Source organism: Pseudonocardia yunnanensis (assembly GCF_039534065.1).
Classification (GTDB): domain Bacteria; phylum Actinomycetota; class Actinomycetes; order Mycobacteriales; family Pseudonocardiaceae; genus Pseudonocardia; species Pseudonocardia yunnanensis.
The window spans coordinates 150,867-174,113 of the sequence record NZ_BAAAUS010000008.1 but is presented as its reverse complement, the minus strand read 5'-3'; the positions used below and the strand labels follow the sequence as shown (position 1 = coordinate 174,113).

Here is a 23,247-nt window from a genome sequence, read left to right as displayed (position 1 = left end):
GGGACGTCTGCATCCCCGGTGGCCCGAGACGCCTGCCAGGAGGAACGCCATGGCCCGGCTCGCCCAGACCGCCGGTCTCACCGAGATCCAGCAGGAGATCCTGTCCACCGTCAGGACGTTCGTGGACAAGGAGATCATTCCGCACGCCACCGCGCTCGAACACGACGACACCTACCCGCAGGAGATCGTCGACGGGATGAAGGAGATGGGCCTTTTCGGGCTCACGATCCCGGAGGAGTTCGGCGGGCTCGGTGAGTCGCTGCTGACGTATGCGCTGGTGGTGGAGCAGATCGCCCGCGGGTGGATGAGCGTCTCCGGGGTGATCAACACCCACTTCATCGTGGCGCACATGATCGCCCACCACGGCACCGACGAGCAGAAGCAGCGTTACCTGCCCCGGATGGCGACGGGGGAGGTGCGCGGGTCGTTCTCGATGTCGGAGCCGGATCTGGGCTCCGACGTTGCGGCGATCAAGACGAAAGCAGTGGCGGACGGCCCGGGCGACGACGCGGACTTCGTCATCGACGGCGCCAAGATGTGGCTCACCAACGGTGGCACGTCCAACCTCACCGCCGTGCTCGTGCGCACCGACGAGGGCGCTGACCGCCCCCACCAGAACCTCACCTGCTTCCTGGTGGAGAAGCCGGAGGGCTACGGCGAGGTCGCTCCCGGTCTCATCGTGCCGGGCAAGATCGACAAGATGGGCTACAAGGGCGTGGACACCACCGAACTGGTGTTCAAGGGCCACCGCGTGGCAGCAGGCCAGATCCTCGGTGGCAAACGCGGAGGCGGCTTCGCCCAGATGATGGACGGCGTCGAGGTCGGACGGGTGAATGTCGCGGCCCGCGCGTGCGGCATCTCGATCCGTGCCTTCGAGCTCGCCGTGGAGTACGCGCAACAGCGCAGCACCTTCGGCAAGCCGATCGCCGAGCACCAGGCGATCGCCTTCAAGCTGGCCGAGATGGCCACGAAGGTCGAGGCCGCGCACCTGATGATGGTCAACGCCGCACGGCTCAAGGACTCCGGGGAGCGGTTCGACGTCGAATCCGGCATGGCCAAGCTGCTGGCCAGCGAATACTGCGCGGAGGTCACGCAGGAGTCGTTCCGCATCCACGGTGGTTACGGGTACTCCAAGGAGTACGAGATCGAGCGGCTCATGCGGGAGGCGCCGTTCCTGCTGATCGGCGAGGGCACCTCGGAGATCCAGAAGACGATCATCAGCAGGGGGCTGCTGAAGGAGTACAAGCTCCGCTGATTCTGCAGTTGTGGCAGGGTCGGCGGAGACTTGAGGTGGTCGTCGAGACCACGTCGTGACACTCCAGGGCACCGGCCGCCCCGGTTTCGTGTGATCATCCGGGGAACGGGCACTTCGTCCCTGGTTCTGGCGTTGGCATGCTGTGGACCCATGACCGCCAGGAGTCCCGACATCGAGCTAGAGGAGGCCCCGTGACCACACCGTTCGGCGGCCCCGCGCGCACCGCGCCCGGCCTGCCCAATCTGCCGACCCCGCCCACCGGATGGCCGGTGGGTTCCTACGCCACGTACGAGGAGGCACAGCGGGCCGTCGACCATCTCGCCGATGCGGACTTCCCGGTCCGGGACGTCACCATCGTCGGTGTCGATCTGATGCTCGTAGAGCGGGTGATCGGGCGTCTCACCTGGGGCCGGGTACTCGTCTCCGGCGCCGCGTCCGGTGCGTGGTTCGGTCTGTTCGTCGGCCTGCTGCTCAGCCTGTTCACCGCAGGCGGCTCGTCCTTCGGGCCGATCCTGGTGGGTCTGGCCAGCGGTATCGTGTTCGGCCTCGTTTTCGCAGCGGTCGGCTACGGCGCCTCGAAGGGACGCCGCGACTTCACCTCGGCCAGCCAGATGGTCGCCGGCCGATACGACGTGCTGTGCCAGCCGCGCAACGCCGAGAAGGCCCGCGAACTGCTGGCCAAGCTGGCGATGGGCACCAAGCCCGCCTGACCTCCGCGGGCACATATCGTTCCCGTCTCGGAGCGCGTCCCCCGTTTGCGGGCTGCGCGTCACGCGCCTAGGTTCGGATCATCCGGTGCGCAGGGTGACCGGCATCACACGTTGGGCGACGTGGCCGACATCGACCGTCGGCCGGGACGGGAGCACGAATGCGGTATCCGGTGCGTCCGGAGTCGCGACGATCACGGCGCCGACCACTCATCGCCGGGGTCTGCGCTGTGCTGGCGGCAGCCGCGGTCGCGGGGTGCGGTTCGGGAACGACCGGCCCCCCGGTTCTGAACTTCTACGGTCCTGCCGACGGCGCCACGCAGTACGGCGAGGCGGCGCAGGACTGCACCGCCCAGTCCGGGGGCCGCTACTCCGTCGTCTACAACGGGCTCGCCAAGGGCGCTGACGACCAGCGACTCCAGCTCGCCCGGCGCCTTGTCGCAGGCGACCCCGAGGTCGACATCGTCGGCATCGACGTCACCTGGACCGCGGAGTTCGCGGCGGCCGGGTGGATCGAGAAGCTCCCCGAGGACGTCGCCGCGCAGGTACGGCAGGGCACGCTGGAGGGGCCGCTGCAGACGGCCACTTACCAGGACGCACTGTGGGCGGCGCCGCTCAACACCAACACGCAGGTGCTCTGGTACCGCAAGGATCTCTCGCCCACACCGCCCGCCACGTGGGACGAGATGATCGCCGCCTCCGAGCGGCTCGCTCAGCAGGGCCTCCCGTCCTACATCGAGGTGCAGGCCGCCCAGTACGAAGGCCTCGTGGTCTGGTTCAACACGCTGCTGGCCAGCGCCGGGGGCCAGATCGTCGACGAAGAGGGCAACGTGCTGCTCGGCCAGGGCGACGCGGCGCAGAAGGCGTTGTCGATCATGCAGCGGGTGGCGTCGGCGCCCGGCTCGGACCCGTCGCTGTCGGTCAACAAGGAGAACGACGGACGGCTGGCAATGGAAGCAGGCACGGCCGCCTTCCAGGTCAACTATCCGTTCGTCTACGCCTCCATCCACACTCCGCCACCCGACGGCGGGGGCGGAGGCACCTTCATCGACGCACAGGGCAAGCCCACCACTGCCGACACCGGCCGCCGTGTGGTCGACGAGTTCGCCTGGGCCCCCTACCCGAGCGTCGTCCCCGGCCAACCGGCCAAGCCCACGATCGGTGGCATCAACCTCGCCGCCAGCACCACCGGTGAGCACCCCGATCTGGCGTTCGAGGCCATCCAGTGCCTGCGCAACCGCGACAACCAGCTGCGCAACGCGGTGGACGGCGGTGTGCCGCCCACCCTCGCCGATCTCTACACCGACCCCGCCTTCCAGGCCAAGTACCCCGCGTGGGAGGCGATCAAGAACTCGCTCGACAACGCGAGCGTCCGCCCGCTGACGCCGGGCTACACGAGCATCTCGATCGTGCTCTCGGACCTGCTCAACCCGCCTGCTGCGATCGACCCGGCCACCGCCGTGCCGGAGCTCGTCGACAAGGTCCAGGGCGCGGCCAACTCCGAAGGGCTGGTGCCATGACCATCCAGAGTGGTGCTCTCGCGGCGGCCACCGAGCAGGAGACGCGCCGCCCGCAGAAACCCACCAAGGCGCAGCTGTCGGAGGGCAAGCGCGCGGAGCGGAACCTCGGGCTGCTGCTGTGCGCCCCGGCGGTGATCATCATCGTGCTGGTCGCCGCCTACCCGATCGGCTACGCGCTGTGGCTGTCGTTGCAGCGCTACGACCTGCGGTTCCCCGCCGAGCAGGCCTTCGTGGGGCTCTCCAACTACGTCACCGTGCTCACGTCGGGCTACTGGTGGCAGGCGTTCGGCGTCACCATGCTGATCACGGTGGTCTCGGTGGCGATCGAGTTCGTGCTGGGGCTCGCACTCGCGCTGATCATGCACCGCACGCTCGTCGCTCGTGGTCTTGTACGTACGGTCGTCCTGATCCCGTACGGGATCGTCACGGTGGTGGCGGCGTTCAGCTGGCAGTTCGCCTGGACGCCGGACAAGGGGTACCTGGCGGCTCTGCTCCCCGGCGGCAGCGCGCCGCTCACCGAGTTCGGGTCGGCGCTGGCGATCGTGATCCTCGCCGAGGTCTGGAAGACCACCCCGTTCATGGCTCTGTTGCTGCTCGCAGGCCTGGCGCTCGTGCCCGACGACCTGCTCAAGGCCGCACAGGTGGACGGCGCCGGCCCGTGGCAGCGGCTGACGCAGATCATCCTGCCGATGATGAAGCCCGCGATCCTCGTGGCGTTGCTCTTCCGCACGCTCGACGCGTTCCGGGTGTTCGACAACATCTACATCCTCACCCAGGGCTCGAACGGCACCGGATCGGTGTCGATGCTCGGCTACGACAACCTGTTCAAGGCCTTCAACCTCGGCATCGGATCGGCGATCAGTGTGCTGATCTTCATCTGCGTCGCGCTGATCGCCCTGTTGTTCATCAAGCTCTTCGGCGCTGCGGCGCCGGGCTCCGAGCCCAGCGGGAGGCGGTAGAGATGGCCACCACGACGACGGGCGATCCGCGCGCGAGGGTCTGGTGGGGGATCGCGGGTTTCGTGGTCGTGCTGTACGCACTGATCCCGGTGCTGTGGATCCTGAGCCTCTCGTTCAAGACCACCGACACGATCACCGACGGCAACTTCATCCCGCGCAGCTGGACTCTGGACAACTACGCGCAGATCTTCTCGCTCGACATCTTCACCAGGGCGCTGGTGAACTCGATCGGCATCTCGATCATCGCCACGGTGCTCGCCGTGGTGATCGGCACGATGGCGGCCTATGCCATCGCCAGGCTCGACTTCCCCGGCAAGAAGGTGCTGGTGGGGGTGTCGCTGTTGATCGCGATGTTCCCGCAGATCTCGCTGGTCTCACCGCTGTTCGACATCGAGCGTGCGGTGGGGCTCTTCGACACCTGGCCCGGGCTGATCCTGCCCTACATCACGTTCGCGCTGCCGCTCGCGATCTACACGCTCTCGGCGTTCTTCCGTGAGATCCCGTGGGAGCTCGAGAAGGCCGCCAAGATGGACGGTGCCACGCCGCTCCAGGCGTTCCGGTCGGTGATCGTCCCGCTGGCCGCGCCGGGCGTGTTCACCACGGCGATCCTGGTGTTCATCTTCTGCTGGAACGACTTCCTGTTCGCGATCTCGCTGACCTCGACGCTGCGGTCCCAGACCGCCACCGTGGCAATCGCGAACTTCACCGGTGCGTCGCAGTTCGCCGAGCCGACGGGCTCGATCGCGGCTGCGGCGGTGCTCCTCACCATTCCGATCATCATCTTCGTCCTGTTGTTCCAGCGGCGCATCGTCGCCGGCCTGACCTCCGGCGCAGTGAAGGGCTGAGATCTCGTGGCTGACATCGTTCTGGACCACATCACCAAGCGCTATCCCGACGGCACGGTCGCCGCGGACGACATCAACATCGAGATCGCCGACGGCGAGTTCATCATCCTGGTGGGACCGTCCGGCTGCGGGAAGTCCACGGCGCTCAACATGATCGCCGGGCTGGAGGACATCAGCGAGGGCGAGCTGCGGATCGGTGGCGAGCGGATGAACGAGCGCGCGCCCAAGGACCGCGACATCGCGATGGTCTTCCAGTCCTACGCGCTCTACCCGCACATGACCGTGCGCGAGAACATGGGCTTTCCGCTCAAGATCGCCAAGGTGGACAAGGCCGAGATCAACCGCAAGGTCGAGGAGGCCGCGAAGATCCTCGACCTCACCCAGCATCTCGACCGCAAGCCCGCCAACATGTCCGGCGGTCAGCGCCAGCGCGTGGCGATGGGTCGCGCCATCGTGCGCAGCCCCAAGGCGTTCCTCATGGACGAGCCACTGTCCAATCTCGACGCCAAGCTGCGGGTGCAGATGCGCACGATGGTCTCCAAGCTCCAGCAGCGGCTGGAGACCACCACCGTGTACGTCACGCACGACCAGACCGAGGCCATGACGCTCGGCGACCGCATCGTCGTGATGCGCGGTGGGAGGGTGCAGCAGGTCGGGTCGCCGCAGACGCTCTACGACGTGCCGGCCAACCTGTTCGTCGCGGGCTTCATCGGCTCGCCCGCCATGAACTTCCTGCCCGCGAAGCTGGAGGAGGGCTCGTTCCGCACCGCGCTGGGTGACCTCGTCCTGAGCGACGAGTTGCGCCGCACCCTCGAGGACGCCGGCTCGGCGCGCGAGGTGATCGTCGGTATCCGGCCTGAGCACTTCGAGGACGCGTCGCTGGTCGAGGACCACCAGCGCGCCCGCGGGTCGGTCTTCACCGCCCAGGTCGACGTGCTGGAGTCCATGGGCTCGGACAAGTTCGCCTACTTCAGCATCGAGGGCGAGCAGGCGATGTCCGACGACCTGGCCGACCTCGCGGCCGACGCCGGCACCGCCGACGTGCCTGGCGGCGACACCGGCACGCTGGTCACGCGCCTGTCGGCCACGTCCGGCGTCCGTGAGGGCGAGCAGGCCGAGGTGTGGGTGGACACGGGCAAGATCCAGGTCTTCGACCCGTCCAGCGGGAAGAACCTGACCGCGGGCACCGCCACGGCGCAGCCGGCGGCGGCCACGGCTGAGAGCACGGTCGCCTCGGACGCCGGGAGCTGAGGCCACCACACGGCGGAGCGGCCGGCCCGGTCACCGTCCCGGGTCGGCCCGCAGCCGGTCGAGCACGTCGTCGTCCCAGCGGTGCGTGCGCATCAGGCGGTAGCGCTGGCACGCCAGGTGCAGGTACGCCTCCGTCTCCGTGCGGTCGCCGATGAGGTCGGCATGTTCGAGCATCCGCACGACCGGGCGGTACTCGTCGGCGTACCAGCGGCGGGCCACGGTCGCGCGGTCGAGGTAGCGGGCCTCCTGCTGCATCAGCCGGAAGCCCCACGCCTCGACGGTCTCGCTGAGCTCGGCATAGGACCAGGCGTCCGTGACGAGGATCGTGCAGAGCGCCGGGCCGGGCAGGGGAACCCGGTCGAGGAAGACCCGCCGGAGGTCCTTGGTGATGAGATCACCGCGCCGGGAGATCCCGGTGGCGTCGATCTTCGTGGTGATCTCGGTGACGAACGCGTCGATCGACCGCAGTCCCAGTGCGTGGGCCACCGAGACGCGGTGGTGGCCGTCGCGCACGAAGTACAACTCGCCCACCTTGTAGGCGTCGATCGGCGGGATCGCCTCGCCGCGCCGCTGCGCCCGCGCCAGCCGCTCCCACCGCTCCCGGGTGCGCTGCGAGCGCGGCCGGAACAAGCGATCGAAGTCACGCGTCCTGTCGACGCTGCCGACGATCGCGTCCAAGGGCACGACCTGCAGACCGAGCCGGCGTTCGCCGGTGCGGCCCAACGCCGCCACGACCTCGTCGAAGGGCAGGATCTCGTTGACGTCGTCCGGCTCGCGCCGCAGCCATGCCGCGAGGCGGGAGAGCACCTGCCTCCGGCGGACGCGCAGGAAGTCGTTCTCGGCGTCGGCGGTGGGGAAGCCGGTGGCGGGCATTCACGCCTCCTCACGCGGGGGTCGCTGCTGCCCGGCCTCGACGCCGTCGACCGTCGCCGGTGCCCGGGCCGCGCTGGCAGCCTACGGGTCGTGGCCACGGTGGGGCCGTATGCACGAAGATGCTGAGTGTGTCCTCCTCGTCGAAGCCGAGTCCCGTCGAGCGCGGAGGTGTACCGCGCTCGTTCGACGCCCATGCCCGCTCCTACGACAAGCTCGTCGCCGCGAACCGCGGCTACCACGAGCACCTGCGGATGTCGGTGAGACGGATGGGAATTCCGAATCAGGGGGCCGGGTTGCGGCTGCTTGATCTGGGCTGCGGCACCGGCGCATCCACTGCGGCGCTTCTCGAGGGGGCACCGGAGGCGCAGATCACCGCTGTGGACGCGTCGGCCGAGATGCTGGCACAGGCCCGGGCGAAGACCTGGCCGTCCAATGTGGAGTTCGTGCACGGCAACGTCGAGAACCTGGCGATGACCGGGATCATCGGGCCCTACGACGGCATCCTGGCGGCCTACCTGGTGCGCAACCTCGTGCACCGCGACGCCGCGTTGCGTCAGTTCTATCGACTGCTGCGGCCGGGCGCGCCGATCGCCGTGCACGAGTACTCGGTGCGCGACTCGCTGCGCAGCCGCGCGGTCTGGACCGCGGTCTGCTGGGGCGTGATCATCCCGATGGGGAAGATCCGCGCGGGCTCCGCCGACCTGTATCGGTACCTGTGGCGCAGCGTCATGCAGTTCGACGGTGTGCCGGCGCTCTCCCAGCGGCTGGCCGCGGCCGGTTTCGAGGACCTGCGGGTGCAGACCGTGCCGGGCTGGCAGCAGCACATCGTGTACACGTTCCTCGGACGGCGGCCCGCCGTCGACGAGACGGCGATCGACGACGCCGCTGCCCCTGCGGCCCCCACCCCATCGGTCGATCCCGACGCCGCCACACCGCCCTCAGGCATCGAGGTGACGACGCCCACGACGGGCACCTGAGGCCGATATCGGCGTGCCCCTGCGGCTTCGCGTCGCTAGCGTGGCGCTCGTGCATCGCATGTTCCCGATCACCCCGCCGCCCCGCTTCTAGCGGGGCCGCCTCGGTATTCGCCCCTCCGGGGCGACGTGCGCTCCACGGTCGTCCGGCCACCGGCGCCTCGCGCCGGTAGCGCGCCTGGATCGGCCCCGCTTCCGCGACCCCTTCCTTCCTCTGTCGCAGGAGCGCAGCACAGTCATGCCCATCGTTCGCACCACCCGGGTTTCCGGGGTGTCCTTTCTCGTTGTCTCCGGGGTCCTCTGGGGTACCGGCGGGTTGCTCGGTCGCATGCTGGCCGACACCGCAGGCCTCTCGTCGTTCGCGGTGGCGACCTACCGGCTCGGCGTCGGGGGGCTGCTGATCGTCGGATACCTGCGGGTCACCGGGCGCCCGCTGCCCCGCCGCCGCGCCGCTTGGCGACGCATCGCCGTCACCGGTGCACTCGTGGCGGTCTTCCAGGCCGCCTATTTCACGGCCGTCACCCTGACCTCGGTCAGTCTCGCCACGCTCGTGACGATCGGCTCGTCGCCGGTGTTGGTGCTGCTGGCCCGCCGCCGCTCGGCGGGCCGGCGTCAGGTCGCGGGGGTCGTTCTGGCGATGCTGGGTCTGGCCATGCTCGTCGGGCTGCCCGCCGGCCACGGCACGACGACCGCAGGCCACGTGCTGATCGCCGCCGCGTTCGCGGTGCTCGCCGCGGCCGGCTTCAGCGTGATGACGCTCATCGCGGAGCGACCGGTTCCCGACCTGGACGATGCGGCCACCGCCGGTCTCGCGTTCACCGTCGGTGGGGCGTTGCTCGTCCCGGTCACCCTCGCCACGTCCGGGCTGTCGTTCGTGCCCGACGCCCGTTCCGTCGGCCTCCTCGTCGCGCTCTGCATCGTCCCCACAGCGGTCGCCTACACGTGCTATTTCCGCGGGCTGCGCACCGCGCCTGCTGCACTCGGCGCGTTGATGGCTCTGCTGGAACCACTGACCGCTGCTGTGCTGGCCGCGGTACTGCTCGGTGAGCGGCTGGGTGGTGCCGGTATCGCGGGAGCGCTGCTCCTCGGGGCCGCGGTCGTGCTGGCCGGAGCGGGTAACGGAACCGAACGGAGCCGCAGCCCGGCGGCGCGTGAGCGGTGCGGCGTCGCATCGTCGAGAAGGGTCGATGTCGCACAGCGGGACGGTCAAAGGGAGTTGGCACCGCTCTGACCTGCACTTTGTGTTGCTCACGGGTATTGACGCGTGGGTCTATCTACAGGACTCTCGGTGCGAGGGGGCTGTCCAGAGGGGTCGGAACCCACGGGTCCCGGAGGACAGCCCCCTCGGAACCGGCGCCGAACCTGTGGCTGCCGGATTCGTCTGCACTGGAAACCAGCGTCGCCATCAGCGAGGGCCGCGGCCGATCTCCACGGCTCCTGCTGTGTCCAGTTCGCAGGCGAGGCCACGACCCGGACCGGCTCGATCGCAGGAGGAAGCAGCAGTGATCTTCCGCAGCCCGTATCCCGATGTGGACATCCCGGACGTCGCACTCCCGGAGTTCCTGTTCGGTCAGCTCGACCCCGCGGACGCCGGCCGCCCGGCGGTGCTCGCCGCCGACACGGGGCGGGGATACACCTTCGGAGAGCTCACCCGCACCGTCTCGGGTGTGGCGGCGGCCCTCGGTGAGCGGGGACTGGGACGAGGCGACGTCGCCGCGATCTTCGCCCCGAACACGCCCGACTTCCCGGCTGCCTTCCACGGGGTGCTCGGGGCGGGTGCGGTGGCGTCCCCGGCCAACGCGCTCTACACGCCCGACGAGCTCGCCCACCAGTTGCGCGACTCGGCGGCACGCATCCTGTTCACCACGCCCGAGCAACTGGACCGGGCACGGGCGGCCGTGGCGCACGACGGCGTGCAGGTGAGCGAGATCGTGGTGCTCGGCGAACCGACCGGGCGTGGCGGGGCGGTGCCGGAGACGTCGCTCGACGAGCTGGTCGGCGGTGCGGACACCAGCCGTCCCGCCGCGGCGGTCGTGCCGGACGATCTCGCCGCCCTGCCCTACTCCTCCGGTACGACGGGGCTGCCGAAGGGTGTGCAACTCACCCATCGCAACCTCGCCGTGAACCTGCTGCAGGCGAATCCGATCGACCGGGTCGGGCCCCACTCACGTCTGATCGCGGTGGTGCCGCTGTGCCACATCTACGGGATCACCGCGATCATGAACCAGGCGCTGCAGCACCGTGCCCTCGTCGTCACCATGCCGCGGTTCGACCTGGCGACGTTCCTCCAGGCGATCGCCGAGCACCGTATCGACCACATTCACGTGGTTCCACCGATCATCCTCGCGCTCGCGCGCAGCCCGCTCGTCGACTCCTACGACCTGAGCAGTCTCGACCTCGTCGTGTCGGCCGCCGCGCCACTCGACCGGAATCTCGCCGATGCGGTCGCCGACCGGCTGGGTGTCACTGTCCTGCAGGGCTACGGCATGACCGAGTCCAGTCCCTGTACCCACGGCATTCCCCTCGACCGGCCCGACATCGACCGCGGGAGCATCGGCGTGGTGATGCCGAACATCGAGGCCCGGGTCGTCGACACGATGACGGGCACGGACGTCGCCGCGGGTGAGCCCGGCGAGCTGATCTGCCGTGGCCCGAACATCATGCGCGGCTACCGCAACAATCCCGAGGCCACGGCGGCCACGGTGGATGCGGACGGGTACCTGCACACGGGGGATGTGGTGACTGTCTCCGAGGACGGCGTGTTCCACGTGGTCGACAGGGTCAAGGAGCTCATCAAGTACAAGGGCCATCAGGTCGCGCCCGCGGAGCTGGAGGCCCTCCTGCTCAGGCACGAGGGGATCGCGGACGCGGCGGTGGTCGGCCTGCCCGGCCCGGACGGCGATGAGTGGCCCACGGCGTTCGTCGTCCGCCGGGAGTGCACGGAGCAGCTCCCACCGGAGAAGTTCGCCGAGGACGTGATGAACTTCGTCGCCGACCGTGTGGCGCCCTACAAGAAGGTGCGCGCGGTCGAGTTCGTCGACCTCATCCCGAGGTCCGCAGCCGGCAAGATCCTCCGGAAGGCGCTTCGCGCCGCCTCCCGCGGGTCCGAGTAGCGAATCAGCCGCGCGCCCGCAGCGTGTAGCGGCGTTCGGCATAGGCGATGTCGTCACGCCAGAGCCGGCGGGCGGCCACGGCGATGAGCGGGCGCAGCGCGCCGACGACGTGGCGTGCGTGGCCGAACCCGGGACGGTCGGAGTGGGCGACCACGGCCTCGATCACGGCGGTACGGGGGAGCCCGTCGGCATCCGGCCGCAGCGGCGTCGCGTGCGTCTCGACGACGCTCCCGGCGCCCTCGCCGTCGACGATCTCCATCGTGATCGTCCGCGCGTCGGGGCAGCTGAACTCCGCGCGCACCGGAACACCGAGGCGCTTGCCCACTGTGAACGTCACTTCGACGAGGAAACGGTCCTCGGCAGGCGGAGCGTCGAGCGGTGGTGCGCTGAGCACGCGCAACGCCGTGAAGGAGTACGGGTGGAGCCAGGCCCCGTGCCACGGGTCGAGCCGGTTGGCGATGACGTCCTCCGGCTCGCACCGGCCGATCACGGTGGCGACGGCGGCGAGTCCCTGGTCGGCGGGACGGGGGCCGAGCACGGGCGCGTCCGACGGGCGCTCGTCCGCGCCGAGCGTGTCGTCCAGCCGCACCCAGGCGAGGACACCGTCGTCGTGGGCCGGTGCGGGTCGCCAGCCGGGCCGCCCGGACGGGCCGAGTGCAAGGCCGTGCCAGCGGCAGACGAGCCGCCCCTCGTGCACGGGGGCGTCGCACAGCGGGGCCCCCAGGTGCGGGCAGGCTCCCGGTCCGACGTGCAGCGCCCCCGCGTCGTCGCGCCACGCCACGAGCTCGCGACCGGCGACGAACCGACCGAACGCGCGCCCCGGACGGATCTCACGGCTGCCGGCGAGCACGAACCACCCGCCGGGCGAACGGCGTTGCGCCCGCTGCAATGCGGCCGCGATGAGCCCGGGCGCCGCGTCGCTCCACGTCGGCCGCTGCTCGGCCCACGGGGGGCGGTGCAGCCGGCGCAGCGGATTGACGGAACGGTGCTCGTTCACCGCCTCAGGCTAGGACCGGCAGGCCGAGCCCGCCGGTCGATCGCCCGGCCCGGTCGAGTGGTGGGTGTGTGGCGGTCTCACAGCCATTCGTTGCGGCGGAACACCCGGAAGAGCCCCAGACAGGTGAAGCCGATCACGAGCAGCACGAGCGGGTAGCCGAAGCGCCAGTGCAGCTCGGGCATGAACTCGAAGTTCATCCCGTAGATGCCGGCGATCATCGTGGGCACCGAGATCATGGCGGCGTAGGCGGTGATCTTGCGCATGTCGTTGTTCTGCCGCATGGTGATCTTCGCCAGCGCCGCGTCGACGAGCGTGGTGAGCAGCTCGTTGAAGCCCGCGATCCGCTCCGTGACCGTGACCATGTGGTCGTCGACATCACGGAAGTAGGACCGCACGTCGTGCGGCACGAGTGAGCTGTAGCCCTCGGTCAGCTTCCGCACCGGCGCCCCCAGCGGCACGACGGCGCGTCGCAGCTCGAGCACCTCGCGCTTCATGACGTAGATCTGCTCGGAGTCGACCGCCGACCGGGGTTCGAAGACCTCGGTCTCGAGCTCCTCTATGTCGGTCTCGATCGCCTCCGTGACCTCGAGGTAGGCATCGACGATATGGTCGGCGATCGCGTGCAGCACCGCAGCGGGCCCGAGCGCCAGCTGCTCGGGATCGGTCTCCAGCTGGGCCCGCACGTCGCTCAGGGACGAGTGCTCGCCGTGGCGCACCGTGATCACGAAGTCGGGCCCGAGGAAGACCATCACCTCGCCCGTCTCGACGATCTCGTGCTCCGGTAAGTGCTGCGGCGTGTAACAGACCGTCTTGAGCACCATGAAGAGCATGTCGTCGTAGCGCTCCAGCTTCGGACGCTGGTGGGCGTGCACAGCGTCCTCGACGGCGAGCTCGTGCAGGCCGAAGACGTCGGCGATGCCGGTGATCTGCTCCTCGTCGGGCTCGTGCAGGCCGATCCAGACGAAGGCGTTGTCACGCATGCGCACCTCGTCGAGCGCGCGTTCGTGCGTCCAGCGGCCGGGGAGGCGCTTGCCGTCGACATAGACGGCGCAGTCGACGACGTACGCCGAGATCGGGACGTGCAACTTGGGCAGCAACGACTCGCTGCCCTTCACGGACGACAGGCGGCCGGCCGCACGGATGGCGGGCCGGAGCGAGGACAGGGGCGGCACGAGGTACCTCCGGGAGGTTCGGGACGCGCGTGCAGTGCTCGTACGCGCGAGCGTGGAGCGTGCGTCCCGACCGGGGTGACCGTCAGCAGGTCGCCATGTCGGGAACGCGGCGACTACTACAACCGGGTGCCGTCGGCACCGCGCTCACCTCCTGGTCCTCTGCTAGCCGGTGGTGATGACCGTCCGCGTTCGACCCTCTGGGTCGACTGGGGGGCTCGCGGCTGGCCGTACGGCTAGATTACTCCCGTCCTGATATCGACGACGGAGGCGGCGGCGTTGCAGTTCGGTCGGTACTACGAGGAGTTCGAGGTCGGGGCCGTGTACAAGCACTGGCCGGGCAAGACGGTCACCGAGTACGACGACCACCTTTTCTGCCTCCTGACGATGAACCACCACCCGCTGCACCTCGACGCGAACTACGCCGAGGAGACCACGGAGTTCAAGCGCAACGTCGTGGTCGGCAACTACATCTACTCGCTGCTGCTGGGCATGTCGGTGCCCGACGTCTCAGGCAAGGCGATCGCCAACCTCGAGGTGGAGTCGCTCAAGCACACCCGCCCGACGTTCCACGGCGACACGATCTACGGCGAGACCGAGGTGCTGGGCAAGACGGAGTCGCGGTCGAAGGACGATCGCGGCGTCGTGCACGTCGAGACCAGGGGTTACAAGCAGGACGGCACGGTCGTCTGCACGTTCCGGCGCAAGGTGATGGTGCCGAAGCGCTCCTACGGCGAGGCGCGCGGCGGGGAGCAGCCGGGCCGGCCGGAGCCGCAGACCTGAGCGCCGGCAGGAAAGTCAGCGGGGTAGAACTCCCCATTCGGACAGTGTCTCCATGAGGAGCTCGGCGAGCGGCAGTTCGGCGAACGCCGCGGCGTCGCACCATCGGGCGTCGAGCGCGTCGTCCCCGGCCCGTAGCTCACCGCCGACCACGGTGCAGTGGTAGTCGGCGATGGAGTAGCGCCCTCGCTGCACGCGGCCGACGAGTGTTCCTGGACACACCACGAGCCCGGTCTCCTCGGCCATCTCCCGCACGAGCGCGGTGGCGTCATCCTCTCCGGGCTCGACCCGGCCACCAGGGAGGGACCACAGCCCTCGACCTGGCTCGTTACGCCGCTGGATCAGCAGCAGTCTGCCATCGGCGTCGAAAGTCAAGCCCCCCACACAGGGGATTTGTTCACCTTCTCGGGTCATCGCCATCGACCATACGGCCCCGCGTGCCGGATACCCTGGGACACGCGGGTGCGGTACAAATCAGTGGCAACCGGTCCTTCTACGCCAGAACGGTGGGTGTGGTGAACCTCAAGAAGATCGTCGGGTTCCTGGTGATCGCGTTGGTCGTCTTCTATATCTTCACCCAGCCGGATAGCGCTGCCGGTTCGCTAGAGAGCATCGGCACCACCCTCCGTAACGGAGCCGAGTCCGTAATCCGCTTCTTCAACCAGCTCGTCCAGTAGTCCGATGCTGGCCCCCCGTGAGATCGACGAGTACCTGCTCCCGACCGAGCGTCGGGTCATCCGTGTGCGGCAGCACTGGGCCTTCATGTGGAAGCCCGTCGCCCAGACCGCCCTGTTCCTCGTCGCGATGGTGGTGCTGGAGCGCTTCCTGCCTGACAGCGTGCTCATCGACAACCTGACGTTCTACCTGGCACTCGTGGCGGTGCTGCGGTTCACGGTGCTCACCATCCTGTGGTGGATCGAGCGCATCGTGATCACCGACAAGCGCGTGATGCTCGCCCAGGGCATCGTCGTGCACAGCGTCGGCATGATGCCGCTCGGCAAGGTCACCGACCTCACCTTCGAGCGCTCGCTCGGTGGCCGGATCATGGGCTACGGCACCCTGATCGTCGAGTCCGCCGGTCAGATCCAGGCGCTCAACCGCATCGACTACATGCCCCGCCCCGAGGAGGTCTACGAGGCGCTCTCCGAGCTGGTGTTCGGCGAGAAGGGCAAGACGCGGGCCACGGGCATGCTGTCCCGACCGCGGGGCTGGCGGCGGTAGCCAGCGGGTTAGCCTCGGGCGTGGCCAGCCTTCGCATCGACCTGCACACCCACTCGACCGCCTCCGACGGCACGGACAGCCCTGCGGGGCTCGTCACGGCCGCGGTGGCCGGGGGTGTCGACGTCATGGCGATCACCGACCACGACACCACCGGGGGCTGGGCGGAGGCGGCAGGCGCCCTACCCAACGGATTGACTCTGGTACGCGGCGCAGAATTCTCGTGCATCAGCCCAACGGGCCGGGGCGACCGTGACGTGTCGGTGCACCTCCTCGGCTACCTCTTCGACCCGGAGCACCCCGCGATCGTCGCCGAGCAGACCAGGCTGCGGGCGGAGCGCGTCGAGCGGCTCCACAAGATGATCGAGAAGATGGCCGCCGACGGCTACCCGGTCGACGTCGAGACGGTGTTCGCGCTGCTGCCTACCGGTGCCAGCGCCGGACGGCCGCACCTGGCGCGCGCACTCGTGACGGCCGGCGTGGTGGAGTCGGTGAACGAGGCGTTCGCGACGCTGCTCTACAACGGAAGCCCCTACTACGCGCCCAAGGCCGACACCCCGATCCGTACCGCGATCGAGATGGTGCGAGCCGCGGGTGGCGTCACGGTGTTCGCGCACCCACTGGCCCGCAAGCGCGGACGGGTGGTGGAGCCATCGGTCCTCGTCGAGCTGTCGGCGGTCGGGCTCACCGGCGTCGAGGTGGATCATCCCGACCACGTGGGCGAGGACCGCGACCTCCTACGCGGCCTCGCCGCGGACACCGGGCTCGTGCCCACCGGCTCCAGCGACTACCACGGCACCAACAAGACCATCCCGATCGGCGCCGAGACCACCGGCGAGGACGCCTACGCGGCGCTGATCTCCAGGGCCACGGGGGCCGAGATCCTCACCGGCTGACCACGCTGGGCGAGGAGAGGTTTACGGTGCTCGGCGTGAACGGCGGTGTGCAGCTCGGGTTCGACTTCGCGGCCACCCGGCTCGTGCGGGTGACGCCGTCGCGCCTGGCCACCTGGCGCGACTGCCCCCGTCGGTACCGGATGACCTATCTCGACCGCCCGGCCCCGCCCCGGGGCGGCGCGTGGGCGAACAACACGCTGGGCGCAGTCGTGCACCTCGCGTTGCGGGCGCTGTTCGCGCTGCCGGCAGCGGAGCGCACGCCGCGGGTGGCGGCGGCGCTGGTCGGCCGCCACTGGACGAGCGAGGGCTTCCGCGACGCCGCCCAGGCCGCGGAGTACCGCGGCCGGGCCAGGGACTGGGTTGCCGACTACGCCGTCCGGCACGGATCGGACCCGGACGGTGCCCCGGTCGGGTTGGAGCAGTGGGTGTCGGTCGCGACCGACAAGATCGTCGCCGAGGGGCGGGTCGACCGCATCGACCGTCGCGGAGCGGAGTTGGTGGTCGTCGACTACAAGACGGGGCGGCGCACCCCCACCGACGAGGAGGCCAGGTCCTCCCAGGCGCTCGCGCTCTACGCCGTCGCCACCGAGCGCACCTTGCGCAGCCCGTGCACTCAGGTGGAACTGCACCATCTGCCCAGCGGCGAAGTGCTGACCTGGCGGCACGATCCCGCCTCACTCGGCGAGCACGTCCGGCAGGCCGAGGCGACGGCGGGAGAGCTCGCCGCGGCCACCGACGAGCTTTCCGCCGGCGGCGATGCCGAGGCGCTCTTCCCGCCCCGCCCGGCGCCCCGGTGCGGCACGTGCGACATGCGACGCAACTGCCCCGAGGGCCGGGCCGCCGCTACGGAGCCGGAGCCATGGGCTCTCCTCGCGCCGTGAGCACCCGCGCCGGGCGGCTGCTGCGCGGGCTGTCCGGCCTGCTCGCCGGCGGGCTCGTCGTCCTGGCGGTGGCGCTGGGGGTCGCCTGGTACGTCGCGGATCGGGCCGGGTCGTTGGGGCCCGGCGCACAGACGCTCGTATGGCACGCCGTTGCGGCCGTCGGCGCCGTGCTCGCCCAGCGGTATGCGGACCGTCACCGGGACATGGGAGGTGTGCTCGCCGCCTGCGCGGTGATCGTGATCGCCGCGGTGCTGCTGACCGTCGAGTGGCTCGCCTGACCGTCGCTCGTCGTCGGAGCAGGTCACCCGGTGGGGCGCAGGGCGACGACCTCGGTGCCGCGTTGCTCGATCAGCATCTCGCCTGCGGTGGAGAGCCGGACGGGTGCCGCTCGATCGGAGCGGCTCACAGGAATCGTGCGCAGTACCGTGCCACTTGCGGCGTCGAGCACCAGAAGCCCGGCCGGGGAGGGCACGAGGAGGCCGCCCCCGTAGGGCTGGGCGGGCCCGAGCGTGCCGTCGACCGTCCACAACGGGGTCAGGTCGCTGTTCAGGGCGATCGTGCGGGAGCCTGTCCACCAGTAGATGCGGTCGTCCTGCCCGTCCGTGCCGTTGGTGGTGCCTTGGGCGGTGCCGATCGTCGCGGTCGGGGCGGTGGCGTCGGCCGTGAGGTCCGTGTCCGGGACGGCGAGGGGGATCAGACCGACCTGCACTCCGGCGGCGTCGAGCAGGAGCAGGCGCGGAGGGCCCGGCAGCGCGACCGCCGCTCGGCCTTCCGACAGCGCCACCAGCGTCGCTCCGGCGGTGGGAAGCGGCATGGAGTACTGCACCTGCGGCGTCTCCGCGCCGTCCTGACCATCGGCGGTGAGCACGGTGAGCCGATCGGTCGGTTCCCCCGGGCAGCGTTCGATGACGCCGATGCGGCCGAAGGCGACCGCGGCCGAGCCGTAGGTGCAGTCCGGCCGCGGCTGCCGGGCCGGCTGCGCGGGAGTGACGACGTGGCCGTACTCGAGGGTGCGTACGAGGTCGCTGCGCCAGACCTCCAGGTAGTCGGTGCCCGTGGCGAGCACGTAGGTGTGGTCGGCCAGCAGCCTGGTGCCCGGCTTCAGGTCGGGGTTGCTCGCGCCGATGCGTGTGCCGGTCTCCGGGCTCAGCGCGGTGAGCTCGCTGCACCAGCCCGTGTTGCTGTCGTAGAGCGCGAGGACCCGTCCCGTGCTGCCCTCGGGGAACCCGGAACCGACCGTGCAGAGCCGCCGGTTGCGGGTGTAGCTCCAGCTTTCGGCGCCGGTGGTCGCCGTGCGGCCGACGACCTCGGAGCCGTCGGCCGTGATCACGGCCGGACCGGCCACGACGGGATGGTCGGTGGCGCCGCTGGGCGCTTTCCACGCCTCCGCGAAGCCGGCCGGCACACCGATGGCCGGTGGCGGAGGCGCGATCGGGGTGGCGGCCAGCACGTCGGTGGTGCCCTCGACGCCGCTGGTGCGCCACACGGCGACTCCGGCGCCGACGAGCAGCAGCGCCAGCACCGCCGCCGCCACGACGTCGCCGCGGCGACGACGCTCGGGCGGCAGGCGCACCCGTTGCGGCTGCGGTGACCGCAGCCGCTCCCTGGGCTGGAGAGGCACCTGGGCGCCGGTCAGCTGGCGGCGGCGGTGTCCGCTGCGGATGTCTCGCCGCCGTCGGCGTTCTCGCGACGACGGGCACCGCCACGCCGACGCCGACGGCGGGGGCGGTCGTTCTCGTTGCGTGGACCGGCAGCGTTGTCCGGACCGGTGCCGGACGGCTGGGCGGTGGCCGCCTCGGTGGCGGTGGCGGCCTCGGAGCCGGTCTCGGTGGCGGCCTCGGTGGTGGACGCGCTGCCACCGACCGTGACACCGGACCTGCTGCGGGTGCGGACGCGGCGCGGCCGTGGCGCCTCGACCACGCCGTCGCCTGCGGGGCCGGACCGCCCGCGGCTGCGGGACCGGTCGTTGCGCTTGCGGCTGCCCTGGTGGTCGCCCTCGGTGTCGACGTACTCGGCGTCCAGCCCGGCGCGGGTGCGCTTGGAGCGGGGCAGCCGGCCCGTGGCACTGGTCGGGATGGTGAGGTCGGAGTACAGGTGGTCGGACGTCGAGTAGGTCTCGACGGGCTCCGGCATGTCGAGAGAAAGCTCGTCGCTGATGAGCTTCCAGCGCGGGATCTCGTCCCAGTCGACCAGCGTGACCGCCACGCCCTCCTTGCCTGCGCGACCGGTGCGGCCGATCCGGTGCACGTAGGTCTTGGAGTCCTCCGGGCACTGGTAGTTGACCACGTGGGTGACATCGGAGACGTCGATACCGCGCGCCGCGACATCGGTGGCCACCAGTACGTCGACCTTGCCGGAGCGGAACGCGCGGAGGGCCTGCTCGCGCGCGCCCTGGCCCAGGTCGCCGTGGACGGCCGCGGCCGCGAAGCCGCGCTCCGCCAGGTCGTCGGCCACGCGCTGCACCGTGCGCTTGGTGCGCGCGAAGATCATGGTGAGACCGCGCTCGTCGGCCTGGAGCACGCGCGTGAGCAGCTCCACCTTGTCCATCGCGTGGGCGCGGTAGACCAACTGCCGTGTGCGCTCGTGAATGGAACCCTGGTCGGCCTCCTCCGCCCTGATGTGCGTGGGCCGGTTCAGGAACGCTCTGGACAGGGCGATGATCGGGCCGGGCATGGTGGCGGAGAACAGCATGGTGTGCCGCTTCTCGGGCAGCATCCGCATGATGCGCTCGACGTCGGGCAGGAAGCCCAGGTCCAGCATCTCGTCGGCCTCGTCGAGCACGAGCGCGTTCACGCGTCCGAGCACGAGGTGGCGCTGTTCGGCCAGGTCGAGCAGGCGGCCGGGCGTGCCGACCACCACGTCGACGCCCTTGCGCAGGGCGGCCAGCTGCGGCTCATAGGCACGGCCGCCGTAGATCGCGGTGACCCTCACTCCGAGGTGCTTGCCGGCGTCGGCGATGTCCTTGGCGACCTGGACGCACAGCTCGCGCGTCGGCACCACGACAAGCGCTTGGGGCACGTCCTTCGTGCGGTCGGCGGCCTCTCCGTCGGCGTCGGCCGCGGGCTGCTCCGCAGGCGGGACGAGGCGCTGCAGGAGCGGAACTCCGAATCCGAGCGTCTTGCCCATACCGGTGCGGGCCTGGCCGATGATGTCGTCGCCTGCCAGCGCGAGCGGAAGCGTGAGCTCCTGGATGGCGAACGTGCGCTCGATGCCGGCCTCGGCCAGCGCTCGCACGATCTCCGGGCGCACCCCGAGCTCGGCGAACGTGGGGGAGTCGGACCGAACGGGCGCGCCGGCCCTGAGCGGGTGCGCGTCGACGACCTCGTCGACGGCGGCGGCTTCTGTGGAACTGTCTGCGGTCTCGGGGGACTCGCTGGATGTGTCGTTCTGAACGGTCAGGATGATCGCCTCTCTCCGCGCACAGAAGCCGGGGCCGGCTCATCGACCGTCGGCTGCGTTGTTCCGTGCGGATCACAGCGCGCACTGACGGGAGAACCGACGAGGCGCTGCACGCACCAGGTCGTTGCGGCTCCGCTGCTGCTCCCCGTGAAATGGGAGCTGCGGTCGGTGGGCCGCGGCTAGACGCGCACCCCATCTGGGCGCTGCGCTGCTGACATCTTACCGGGTACCCGTCGCGGGGGGCAGTCCGGCGCGCCGACCGGTAACGGTGACGTACACCGCCCGATGGAGTCGCTTGACCTCTAGGCTCAGCGCATGGTGACTGCGCGGGCGACGGAACCCGCCGGAGCGGGCCAGGCGACGATCGACCTGCTCGGCGTGCTGGCCTACGGCGAGCTCTCCGCGTTCGACCGGTTGGCCGAGGACGCCCGCACCGCGCCGACGCTCAGTGGGCGGGCCGCGCTGTCGGCCATGGCGGCCGCGGAGATCGGGCACTTCCGGATGCTCGAGGAGCATCTACACGGGCTCGACGTGCCGATCGAGGACGCCATGCGGCCCTTCGTGGCGCAGTGGGACGCCTACCATGCGTCCACCGCGCCCCGCACGTGGCTCGAGTCGTTGGTGAAGGCCTACCTCGGCGACGGGCTCGCGGCCGACTTCTACCGCGAGATCGGCGGCTGGCTCCCCGGACCAACGGGGGAGTTGGTGCAGCAGGTCCTGGCCGACACCGGGCACAGCGCGTTCGCCGAGCGCGAGGTCAGGGCGGCGTGCGCGAGCAGCAGGCAGGTGCACGACCGGCTCGCCCTCTGGGGCCGGCGGTTGCTCGGGGAGGCCGTCACACAGGCGCAGAGCATCGTCGCCGAACGCGACGAGCTCGCCGAGTTCATCGTCACCGGCTCCGGTGATCTCTCCGGGCTCGCCGCCCTGCTGCGGCGGCTGCAGTTCAACCACGGCAAGCGCATGGCCAAGCTCGGGCTGAACTAGCGTCCTCCGCCCTCGTTCGCCGAGGGCGGAGCGCCCGTGGCGGCTCGTGCCCGATTGCTGCACTAGCCTTGGCCAGGCCAGTTCGACAACGTGACCAGGAGGTCAACCGGTGGAGGTCAAGATCGGCATCGCGGAGAGCGCGCGCGAGCTCGTGGTGTCCAGCGACCAGACGCCGGACGAGGTCCAGGCTCTGGTCGACGATGCGCTGAAGAGTGACGACGGGCTCCTGCGACTCGTCGACGACAAGGGCCGCCGCTACCTGGTGCGCTCCTCACAGATCGCCTACGTCGAGATCGCGCCCGCCACCGCCGGGCGCGTGGGCTTCGCGATCGGCTGAGCCGTCGTGACCGGCCGCGTGCTCCACGTCGGGCTCGCGGCCGAGTCAGTCCTCGTCGAGGGGCGGCTCGTCGAGCGGAAACGGGGGAGTGCCCAGCCCCGTCACCCGGTAGCGACCCCACGGATCGACGTCGCCGATCCTGGCTGACGCCCGGCGCTCGTCCCCGACACGCAGTTCGATGCGGCTCGTCGCCGTGGTGAGTGCTCTGTGCAGCTCAGGGCCTGCCGCGGCGTCGAGCACGGCCCGTCCGAACCAGTGCAGGCGGCCGTCCTGCGGCTCGTGCCGAGCGTCGAGCACCACCTGCACCGGCAGGTCGCGCCCGTCGACGCTGAGTATCGCGGGCCCGCGGTAGCCCTCGTCGTGATCGTCAGCCACGGCGTCCTCCTTGACCGCGTTCGTCGTTCGCGCGAGGGATCAGCCGAAGTGCCGACGGCGCGTCGGACGCCGCGCCGAGCACGCCGGACACCCCACCCCAGATCAGGGTGGTCAGGTAGTCGGTGAGGGCGTGCCTGCTCATCGTGCGCCGCTCGAGCCACCAGTCCCCTGCGCTCTGCACCATCCCCACGAGGCCCTGCGCCCACGCCTCCGCCCCACCGGAATCCAGGCCGAGGCCGCGCAGCCGCTCCCCGAGGAGCGCGGTCAGCATCCGCGCGATCTGTTCACGCGCGTCGTCGACGACCTCGGCGCCCGGTGCCCGTTCGATCGGGTGATGCACGACGAAGCGCCAGAGCTCGGGCTCGTCCTCGATGCCGGCGAGGAACGCGTCGACGACCCCGCGGATGAGCTCGACGGGCTCGCGCTCCGGGTCCAGCTCCGGGGCCATCCGTGCCATCAGGCGCGCGGCCGCCTCCTGGCCGACGGCGCGCTGTAGGTCGGCACGATCGGTGAAGTGCCGGTAGAGCACGGGTTTCGTGATTCCGGCCTGTGCGGCGATCTCGGCTACGGAGACGCCGGGGCCGAGCGTGCGGACGGCGTCGATCGCCGCCGCGACCATCTCCGCACGTCGTTCGGCACGGCGCAGCTGCCGGTCCGGCCGGGGTGCGCGCTTGACAGCGGGCTCGTCGCGAGGCACCGTACCAGTGGTAACAG

The 23,247-nt window shown here is 70.3% G+C and carries 25 protein-coding genes; 17 read left to right on the top strand and 8 right to left on the bottom strand.

Going from position 1 to position 23,247, the window contains the following annotated elements; all coding sequences use genetic code 11:
* Positions 1-49 precede the first annotated feature (49 nt).
* The 6 genes from ABD743_RS11995 to ABD743_RS11970 all read left to right on the top strand — a co-directional run bounded on the left by ABD743_RS11995 (position 50) and on the right by ABD743_RS11970 (position 6,537).
* A complete protein-coding gene (locus tag ABD743_RS11995) occupies positions 50-1,255 on the top strand; it encodes an acyl-CoA dehydrogenase family protein (protein ID WP_344721749.1) in 1,206 nt (401 codons plus the stop codon).
* 191 nt (positions 1,256-1,446) lie between these two features.
* On the top strand, positions 1,447-1,965 hold the full coding sequence (locus ABD743_RS11990) for a general stress protein (protein WP_241038855.1): 519 nt from the start codon (positions 1,447-1,449) through the stop codon (positions 1,963-1,965).
* A gap of 158 nt (positions 1,966-2,123) precedes the next feature.
* Positions 2,124-3,482, top strand: a complete 1,359-nt coding sequence (locus tag ABD743_RS11985; protein ID WP_344721747.1) for an ABC transporter substrate-binding protein — start codon at positions 2,124-2,126, stop codon at positions 3,480-3,482.
* Positions 3,479-4,441, top strand: a complete 963-nt coding sequence (locus ABD743_RS11980; protein ID WP_344721745.1) for a carbohydrate ABC transporter permease — start codon at positions 3,479-3,481, stop codon at positions 4,439-4,441. Before ABD743_RS11985 ends, ABD743_RS11980 begins: the two co-directional genes overlap by 4 nt.
* Before the next feature lie 2 nt (positions 4,442-4,443).
* Positions 4,444-5,286 (top strand): carbohydrate ABC transporter permease, encoded by an 843-nt coding sequence (locus tag ABD743_RS11975; RefSeq protein WP_241038858.1) that lies wholly within the window; start codon positions 4,444-4,446, stop codon positions 5,284-5,286.
* A 6-nt stretch (positions 5,287-5,292) separates the two neighbouring features.
* Positions 5,293-6,537 (top strand): ABC transporter ATP-binding protein, encoded by a 1,245-nt coding sequence (locus tag ABD743_RS11970; RefSeq protein ID WP_344721743.1) that lies wholly within the window; start codon positions 5,293-5,295, stop codon positions 6,535-6,537.
* A 30-nt stretch (positions 6,538-6,567) separates the two neighbouring features.
* Here ABD743_RS11970 and ABD743_RS11965 read toward each other — a convergent pair whose 3' ends face one another.
* Positions 6,568-7,410: a ParB N-terminal domain-containing protein gene (locus ABD743_RS11965; protein WP_344721741.1), complete on the bottom strand. Its 843-nt coding sequence runs from the start codon at positions 7,408-7,410 to the stop codon at positions 6,568-6,570.
* Positions 7,411-7,529: 119 nt separating this feature from the next.
* On the opposite strand from ABD743_RS11965, the gene ABD743_RS11960 reads away from it, so the two are divergent.
* The 3 genes from ABD743_RS11960 to ABD743_RS11950 all read left to right on the top strand — a co-directional run bounded on the left by ABD743_RS11960 (position 7,530) and on the right by ABD743_RS11950 (position 11,497).
* Positions 7,530-8,387, top strand: coding sequence for a class I SAM-dependent methyltransferase (locus ABD743_RS11960; RefSeq protein WP_379659230.1), 858 nt, complete (start codon positions 7,530-7,532; stop codon positions 8,385-8,387).
* Positions 8,388-8,622: 235 nt separating this feature from the next.
* A complete protein-coding gene (locus ABD743_RS11955) occupies positions 8,623-9,615 on the top strand; it encodes a DMT family transporter (protein WP_344721737.1) in 993 nt (330 codons plus the stop codon).
* Positions 9,616-9,886: 271 nt separating this feature from the next.
* Positions 9,887-11,497: an AMP-binding protein gene (locus tag ABD743_RS11950; protein ID WP_344721735.1), complete on the top strand. Its 1,611-nt coding sequence runs from the start codon at positions 9,887-9,889 to the stop codon at positions 11,495-11,497.
* A gap of 4 nt (positions 11,498-11,501) precedes the next feature.
* Here the strand turns inward: ABD743_RS11950 and ABD743_RS11945 are convergent, their stop codons facing one another.
* Together ABD743_RS11945 and corA are read right to left on the bottom strand one after the other, a co-directional pair.
* Positions 11,502-12,494 carry a Rieske (2Fe-2S) protein gene (locus tag ABD743_RS11945; protein WP_344721733.1) on the bottom strand — a complete coding sequence of 331 codons (993 nt, stop codon included), beginning with the start codon at positions 12,492-12,494 and terminating at the stop codon, positions 11,502-11,504.
* A 77-nt stretch (positions 12,495-12,571) separates the two neighbouring features.
* Positions 12,572-13,666, bottom strand: a complete 1,095-nt coding sequence (gene corA / locus ABD743_RS11940; RefSeq protein WP_379659229.1) for a magnesium/cobalt transporter CorA — start codon at positions 13,664-13,666, stop codon at positions 12,572-12,574.
* A 276-nt stretch (positions 13,667-13,942) separates the two neighbouring features.
* On the opposite strand from corA, the gene ABD743_RS11935 reads away from it, so the two are divergent.
* Positions 13,943-14,446: a MaoC family dehydratase gene (locus tag ABD743_RS11935; protein ID WP_344721731.1), complete on the top strand. Its 504-nt coding sequence runs from the start codon at positions 13,943-13,945 to the stop codon at positions 14,444-14,446.
* Positions 14,447-14,461: 15 nt separating this feature from the next.
* On the opposite strand, the gene ABD743_RS11930 is transcribed toward ABD743_RS11935, so the two are convergent.
* Positions 14,462-14,857: an NUDIX hydrolase gene (locus tag ABD743_RS11930; RefSeq protein ID WP_344721729.1), complete on the bottom strand. Its 396-nt coding sequence runs from the start codon at positions 14,855-14,857 to the stop codon at positions 14,462-14,464.
* Between the two features lie 23 nt (positions 14,858-14,880).
* Here ABD743_RS11930 and ABD743_RS11925 point away from each other — a divergent pair, with 23 nt between their 5' ends.
* Genes ABD743_RS11925 through ABD743_RS11905 form a run of 5 tightly spaced genes read left to right on the top strand, consistent with a single transcriptional unit; the run spans position 14,881 to position 17,716 of the window.
* Positions 14,881-15,120: a hypothetical protein gene (locus ABD743_RS11925; protein ID WP_344721727.1), complete on the top strand. Its 240-nt coding sequence runs from the start codon at positions 14,881-14,883 to the stop codon at positions 15,118-15,120.
* Positions 15,121-15,124: 4 nt separating this feature from the next.
* Positions 15,125-15,664, top strand: coding sequence for a PH domain-containing protein (locus ABD743_RS11920; RefSeq protein WP_344721725.1), 540 nt, complete (start codon positions 15,125-15,127; stop codon positions 15,662-15,664).
* 20 nt (positions 15,665-15,684) lie between these two features.
* Positions 15,685-16,557, top strand: a complete 873-nt coding sequence (locus ABD743_RS11915) for a PHP domain-containing protein (RefSeq protein WP_344721723.1) — start codon at positions 15,685-15,687, stop codon at positions 16,555-16,557.
* A gap of 35 nt (positions 16,558-16,592) precedes the next feature.
* Complete coding sequence (locus ABD743_RS11910; protein ID WP_344721721.1) at positions 16,593-17,438, top strand: RecB family exonuclease; 846 nt, start codon at positions 16,593-16,595, stop codon at positions 17,436-17,438.
* Positions 17,435-17,716, top strand: a complete 282-nt coding sequence (locus ABD743_RS11905) for a hypothetical protein (protein ID WP_344721718.1) — start codon at positions 17,435-17,437, stop codon at positions 17,714-17,716. The genes ABD743_RS11910 and ABD743_RS11905 overlap by 4 nt, the downstream gene beginning before the upstream one ends.
* Positions 17,717-17,739: 23 nt before the next feature.
* Here ABD743_RS11905 and ABD743_RS11900 read toward each other — a convergent pair whose 3' ends face one another.
* Together ABD743_RS11900 and ABD743_RS11895 are read right to left on the bottom strand one after the other, a co-directional pair.
* On the bottom strand, positions 17,740-19,059 hold the full coding sequence (locus tag ABD743_RS11900) for an Rv3212 family protein (protein ID WP_344721716.1): 1,320 nt from the start codon (positions 19,057-19,059) through the stop codon (positions 17,740-17,742).
* Positions 19,060-19,070: 11 nt separating this feature from the next.
* A complete protein-coding gene (locus ABD743_RS11895; protein WP_344722155.1) occupies positions 19,071-20,843 on the bottom strand; it encodes a DEAD/DEAH box helicase in 1,773 nt (590 codons plus the stop codon).
* Positions 20,844-21,152: 309 nt separating this feature from the next.
* Between ABD743_RS11895 and ABD743_RS11890 the strand changes: the two genes are divergently transcribed.
* Both ABD743_RS11890 and ABD743_RS11885 read left to right on the top strand, forming a co-directional pair.
* Positions 21,153-21,821: a ferritin-like fold-containing protein gene (locus ABD743_RS11890; RefSeq protein WP_344721714.1), complete on the top strand. Its 669-nt coding sequence runs from the start codon at positions 21,153-21,155 to the stop codon at positions 21,819-21,821.
* A 109-nt stretch (positions 21,822-21,930) separates the two neighbouring features.
* Positions 21,931-22,158: a DUF3107 domain-containing protein gene (locus ABD743_RS11885; protein WP_241038874.1), complete on the top strand. Its 228-nt coding sequence runs from the start codon at positions 21,931-21,933 to the stop codon at positions 22,156-22,158.
* A gap of 45 nt (positions 22,159-22,203) precedes the next feature.
* Here ABD743_RS11885 and ABD743_RS11880 read toward each other — a convergent pair whose 3' ends face one another.
* Both ABD743_RS11880 and ABD743_RS11875 read right to left on the bottom strand, forming a co-directional pair.
* The gene (locus ABD743_RS11880; RefSeq protein WP_344721712.1) at positions 22,204-22,533 is read right to left on the bottom strand and encodes a DUF4873 domain-containing protein; all 330 of its coding nucleotides are present in this window, start codon (positions 22,531-22,533) and stop codon (positions 22,204-22,206) included.
* Positions 22,526-23,230, bottom strand: a complete 705-nt coding sequence (locus ABD743_RS11875; protein ID WP_344721710.1) for a TetR family transcriptional regulator — start codon at positions 23,228-23,230, stop codon at positions 22,526-22,528. The genes ABD743_RS11880 and ABD743_RS11875 overlap by 8 nt, the downstream gene beginning before the upstream one ends.
* Positions 23,231-23,247 lie beyond the last annotated feature (17 nt).